The organism is Streptomyces sp. MB09-02B, from assembly GCF_033794485.1.
In the GTDB taxonomy this organism is placed as follows: domain Bacteria; phylum Actinomycetota; class Actinomycetes; order Streptomycetales; family Streptomycetaceae; genus Streptomyces.
The window spans coordinates 1-5,665 of record NZ_JARGEE010000516.1 but is presented as its reverse complement, the minus strand read 5'-3'; the positions used below and the strand labels follow the sequence as shown (position 1 = coordinate 5,665).

Here is a 5,665-nt window from a genome sequence, read left to right as displayed (position 1 = left end):
GGGTTCGGTGCGGGGTTCGGTGCGGGGGTGACGAGAACGGGTCGGTCATCCCTTGGTCTCCTTGCGCGGCTCGGGTCCGGGTGCGGACCGCAGGGAGGGGGGCGGGCGTGAACGCTACTCGTGGGTTCGGCGAAGCGCGAGCCTTTCGGCAAACTGATCGGTCGGTATGCGCTTACTTGGAGGATCTGCCGCTGACCTGGGGTGTTACCCGGATTAACTCAGGTTTTTGAACGAGGGTCAGTGTGAGCTGTGCCTCAGGGATCGCCCGGTGGGGGGCGGGCGGGGTGCATCAGTCCTTCAGTACCGGAAACCTCCGGGGCGCGAGTACCAGCAGCACCAGCAGTGCCGCCGTCGCCGCACAGGCCGCGCCCAGGTACACCGCGTGGACCGCGTCCGCGATCGCGTGCCGGTACGGCTCGGCGGCCGCTCCGGCACCGAGGCCGTGCGTCACGGCGTCGAGGTTTCCCGAGCCGCCCAGTCGGGACGCCAGCACCCCGTTCGCCACCGCGCCGAAGACCGCCGCGCCCAGGGTCTGCCCGGTCTGGCGGCAGAAGAGGATGGAGGCGGTGGCCGTGCCCCGCTCCTCCCACTCCACCGACGACTGCACGCCGATGATCAGGGGAAGTTGGAAGAGCCCCAGCGCCGCGCCCAGCAGGAGCATCAGCAGTGTCGGTTGCCAGGGTTCGCCGGGGTAGGGGAGGAGGACGAACGAGAAGAGGGCGAGCGCGGCGACCGTGATCCCGAGGACCGATGTGTTCCGGAAGCCGATGCGGCGGTAGACGTGCTGGCTGAGGGCCGCCGACAACGGCCAGGTCAGCGTCCAGACCGAGACCAGGAAACCGGCGGCCACCGGCTCCAGGCCCAGTACGGACTGGGCGTAGGTCGCGAGGAACACGGTGGGGGCGACCATCAGCAGGCCCAGCGCGCCGAGCGCCAGGTTCACCGCCGCGATCGTGCGCCGGCGCCACACCCAGCCCGGGATGATCGGCTCGGCGGCCCGGCGTTCGACCAGCACCAGTACCGCGATCAGGGCGACTCCCGTGCCCAGCAGCGTGATCGAGGGCCAGGAGAACCAGGACCAGGCCACCCCGCCCTGCACCAGCGCCGTCAGCAGGGCCCCTCCGCAGGCGAGGATCGTCAGGGCGCCCGCCCAGTCGATCCGGGGCCGGCTGCCCGTCGACTCCCTCGGCGGCTCGTGCAGATGACGGACCAGCAGCCACAACGCCACCGCGCCGAGCGGCAGGTTGATGAGGAAGATCCAGCGCCAGTCCGCGTACGCGGCCAGGACACCGCCCACTCCGGGGCCCGCCACCGCCGACACCGCCCACACCGTGGACAGTTTGGACTGGATCTTTGGCCGTTCTTCCAGCGGATACAGATCCGCCGCCAGCGTCTGCACCGTGCCCGCGAGGGCGCCGCCGCCCAGGCCCTGGACGACCCGGAAGGCGATCAGGGCGGCCATGTTCCAGGCCAGCGCGCACAGCAGTGAGCCCAGCAGGAACACGGCGGCGCCCACGACGAGGACCGGTTTGCGGCCGAAGGTGTCGGAGAGCCTGCCGTAGACGGGGAGGGTGACGGTGGCGGCGAGCAGATAGCCGGAGAAGAGCCAGGAGAAGACGGAGAAGCCGCCGAGGTCGGCGACGATCTGCGGTACGGCGATCGAGACGATCGTGGCGTCCAGCGCGGCCAGGCCCATGGCCAGCATCAGCGCGGCGGTGACGGCTCTCCGGCGGCCGGATCCGCTGTGCCGCCGCGCCGGGTCGGGCGGCGTGGGCGCGCACCCCATGCTGCCGAGCGGACCGCCGTCCACCGGGCGGTCGTCGACCGGATCGCCGTCCACCGCGTTGTCGTCCACCGGATACCTTCCCCTTGCACCTATCTGCCGCCGACCACCATGCCATTGACCCTGACGCGACGGCAGGGTGCAGCCTGGTGGCACCGGAGGGAGGAGGTGGACCCCTAGGCCGTCTCCTCCCGGTGGGCGAGATCCCCTAGGGGTATCTCCGTACTACGGCCGGGGGCGGGTTCGTACCGGCGGAGGACGAGACGGCGGGCCTCCCGTCCTTAACCTGGCTTTACGCCGCTGGGGGGCGGTGCACCGGAGCGGTGGGGGTGGGGTTTTCCCCAGCGGAAGACTGCGCTGGGCACCAGCGCGCCGGACCCCCTCCGGGGACCAGACTCATCGACGTACCGCACGGCAAGCCGCCACGAACGCGGCGACACAGCAGCATCCGCTGCCCGACTTAGGAGACATACCGTGACATCGGCTGTAACCATCACCAGGCACGGGGGTACTGGAGGGACTACGGCCGTTGCCGCGCGGGCGCGGCAGGTCGTGAAGGCGTACGGGTCCGGTGAGACCCGTGTCGTCGCCCTCGACCACGTGGACGTGGACATCGCGCGAGGTCAGTTCACCGCGATCATGGGTCCCTCGGGGTCCGGCAAGTCGACCCTCATGCACTGCCTCGCCGGACTCGACACCGTGACATCGGGTCAGATCCACCTCGACGACACCGAGATCACCGGGCTCAAGGACAAGAAGCTCACGCAGTTGCGCCGGGACCGGATCGGGTTCATCTTCCAGGCGTTCAACCTGCTGCCCACGCTGAACGCGATAGAGAACATCACGCTCCCGATGGACATCGCGGGGCGCAAGCCGAACAAGGAGTGGCTGGGGCGGGTCGTCGACACCGTCGGGCTCTCCGACCGGCTGAAGCACCGGCCCACCCAGCTCTCCGGCGGCCAGCAGCAGCGCGTCGCCGTGGCCCGGGCGCTGGCCGCCCGGCCGGAGATCATCTTCGGCGACGAGCCCACCGGCAACCTGGACTCCCGCGCCGGCGCCGAGGTCCTCGGCTTCCTGCGCAGGTCGGTCGACGAGCTGGGCCAGACCATCGTGATGGTCACCCACGACCCGGTGGCCGCCTCGTACGCGGACCGGGTGCTGTACCTGGCCGACGGCCGCATCGTCGACGAGATGCTCAAGCCGACCGCCGAGGCCGTGCTGGACCGTATGAAGGACTTCGACGCCCGGGGGCGTACGTCATGAGTGTCATGAAGACCTCCCTGCGCAACTTCTTCGCGCACAAGGGACGGATGGCGCTCTCCGCCATCGCGGTCATGCTGTCGGTGGCGTTCGTGACGGGGACCCTGGTCTTCACCGACACGATGGGCACCACGTTCGACAAGCTGTTCGCGGCCACCTCCTCCGACGTCACGGTCAGCGCCAAGGGCGCCTCGGACAGCGGTGAGACGCAGACCGACAACGGCAAGCCGCCGGTCATGCCCGCCTCCGTCGTGGACAAGGTGGGCGGCGCGGACGGCGTGAAGTCGGCCGAGGGCACCGTCTTCTCGACCTCGGTGACGGTCGTCGACGCCGACAAGGACAACCTCTCGCCCACCAGCGGCGCCCCGACCATCGTCGGCAACTGGAACGCCAACGACGCCCGCACCATGAAGATCTCCTCCGGCAACGCCCCGCGCGGACCGGACCAGATCATGGTCGACGCCGACACCGCCGACAAGCACGACCTGGGGCTCGGCGACGCGATCGGCGTGATCAGCGCCGTCGGCACGCACGAGGCGAAGATCTCCGGCATCGCCGACTTCCAGGTCACCAACCCGGGCGCCGCGATCTTCTACCTCGACACCGAGACCGCGCAGAAGGCCCTCGTCGGCGAGAGCGGCGTCTACACCAACGTCAACATCACCGCCGCCGACGGCTTCACGGACGCGCAGGTCAAGAAGAACGTCTCCGCCGAACTCGGCGGCGCCTACAAGGTGCAGACCGCCAAGGAGATCGCGGACGCCAACGCCAAGGACGTCGGCGAGTTCATGAGCGTGATGAAGTACGCCATGCTCGGCTTCGCGGGGATCGCCTTCCTGGTCGGCATCTTCCTGATCATCAACACCTTCTCGATGCTGGTCGCCCAGCGGACCCGCGAGATCGGCCTGATGCGGGCCATCGGCTCCAGCCGGGGCCAGGTCAACCGGTCGGTCCTCGTCGAGGCCCTGCTCCTGGGCGTGTTCGGCTCGATCCTCGGCGTCGCCGGCGGCGTCGGCCTCGCCATCGGCCTGATGAAGCTGATGAGCGCCACCGGCATGAACCTGTCCACCGACGACCTCACCATCGCCTGGACCACCCCGGCGGTCGGCCTGCTCCTCGGCATCGTCGTCACCGTCCTCGCCGCCTACGTCCCGGCCCGGCGCGCCGGCAAGGTCTCCCCGATGGCCGCCCTGCGCGACGCCGGCGCCCCGCTGGACGCCAAGGCCGGCCTCGTCCGGGCCGTGATCGGACTGCTCCTGACCGGCGCCGGCGGCTACTGCCTCTACCTGGCCTCCGCAGCCGACAAGGCGAGCGAAGGCTCGATGTGGCTCGGCGGCGGGGTCGTCCTGTCCCTCATCGGCTTCGTCGTCATCGGTCCGCTGCTCGCCGGCGCGGTGGTCCGGGTGCTGGGCGCGGTCCTCCTGCGGGCCTTCGGACCCGTCGGCCGCATGGCCGAGCGCAACGCGCTGCGCAACCCCCGCCGTACGGGGGCCACCGGCGCCGCCCTGATGATCGGCCTCGCCCTGGTCGCCTGTCTCTCCGTCGTCGGCTCCTCCATGGTCGCCTCAGCCACGGACCAGCTCGACAAGACGGTCGGCACGGACTTCATCATCCAGTCCGACACCGGCCAGCTGATCACCCCGCAGGCCGTCGCGGCCGCGAAGTCCGCCGAGGGCGTCAAGAGCGTCACCGAGTACAAGTACACCCAGGCCGACTTCACCACCCCCGACGGCAAGACGCTCGAGAAGACGGCGATCACCGCCGCCGACCCGAGCTACGCCACCGACCTCGCCACCGAGGTCGTCGCGGGCAAGCTGACCGACGCCTACAAGCCCGACTCGATGTCCGTCCACGAGAAGTTCGCCGAGGACCACGACGTCACGCTCGGCTCGAAGATCGCCGTCGCCTTCAAGGACGGCCGCACGGCCGACCTGACCGTCCGCGCCATCACCAGCAGCGACGTCGTCATCGACGCCGGGGCGATGTACACCTCCATCGACACGATGGCCAAGTACGTGCCGGCCGACAAGATGCCCCTGGACCAGCTGCTCTTCGCCTCGGCGAAGGACGGCCAGGACGCGGCCGCGTACAAGTCCCTCAAGGACGCGCTGCACGACTACCCGCAGTACGAGGTCCGCGACCAGACCGACTACAAGGAGGCCCTGAAGGGCCAGATCGACCAGCTCCTGAACATGATCTACGGCCTGCTCGCCCTCGCGATCATCGTCGCGATCCTGGGAGTCGTGAACACGCTGGCCCTGTCGGTCGTCGAGCGGACCAGGGAGATCGGCCTCATGCGCGCCATCGGCCTCTCCCGCCGCCAGCTGCGCCGCATGATCCGCCTGGAGTCGGTCGTCATCGCCCTCTTCGGCGCGCTCCTCGGCCTGGGGCTGGGCATGGGCTGGGGCGCCACCGCGCAGCAGCTCCTCGCCCTGGAGGGCCTGAAGGTCCTCGACATCCCGTGGCCGACGATCATCGGGGTCTTCATCGGCTCGGCCTTCGTGGGCCTGTTCGCCGCGCTGGTCCCGGCGTTCCGGGCGGGCCGCATGAACGTCCTGAACGCGATCGCCACCGAGTAGCCACCGGCCGCCACCGAGCACGGGGGACACGGGGGAACGGGGG

The 5,665-nt window shown here is 70.0% G+C and carries 3 protein-coding genes; 2 read left to right on the top strand and 1 reads right to left on the bottom strand.

Going from position 1 to position 5,665, the window contains the following annotated elements:
- Positions 1-289: 289 nt before the first annotated feature.
- A complete protein-coding gene (locus tag P1P70_RS39475; RefSeq protein ID WP_319246479.1) occupies positions 290-1,786 on the bottom strand; it encodes an MFS transporter in 1,497 nt (498 codons plus the stop codon).
- A 471-nt stretch (positions 1,787-2,257) separates the two neighbouring features.
- Between P1P70_RS39475 and P1P70_RS39470 the strand changes: the two genes are divergently transcribed.
- Both P1P70_RS39470 and P1P70_RS39465 read left to right on the top strand, forming a co-directional pair.
- Positions 2,258-3,046 (top strand): ABC transporter ATP-binding protein, encoded by a 789-nt coding sequence (locus tag P1P70_RS39470; RefSeq protein ID WP_060887378.1) that lies wholly within the window; start codon positions 2,258-2,260, stop codon positions 3,044-3,046.
- A complete protein-coding gene (locus tag P1P70_RS39465) occupies positions 3,043-5,622 on the top strand; it encodes an ABC transporter permease (RefSeq protein ID WP_319246476.1) in 2,580 nt (859 codons plus the stop codon). The genes P1P70_RS39470 and P1P70_RS39465 overlap by 4 nt, the downstream gene beginning before the upstream one ends.
- The last annotated feature ends 43 nt before the right edge of the window (positions 5,623-5,665 follow it).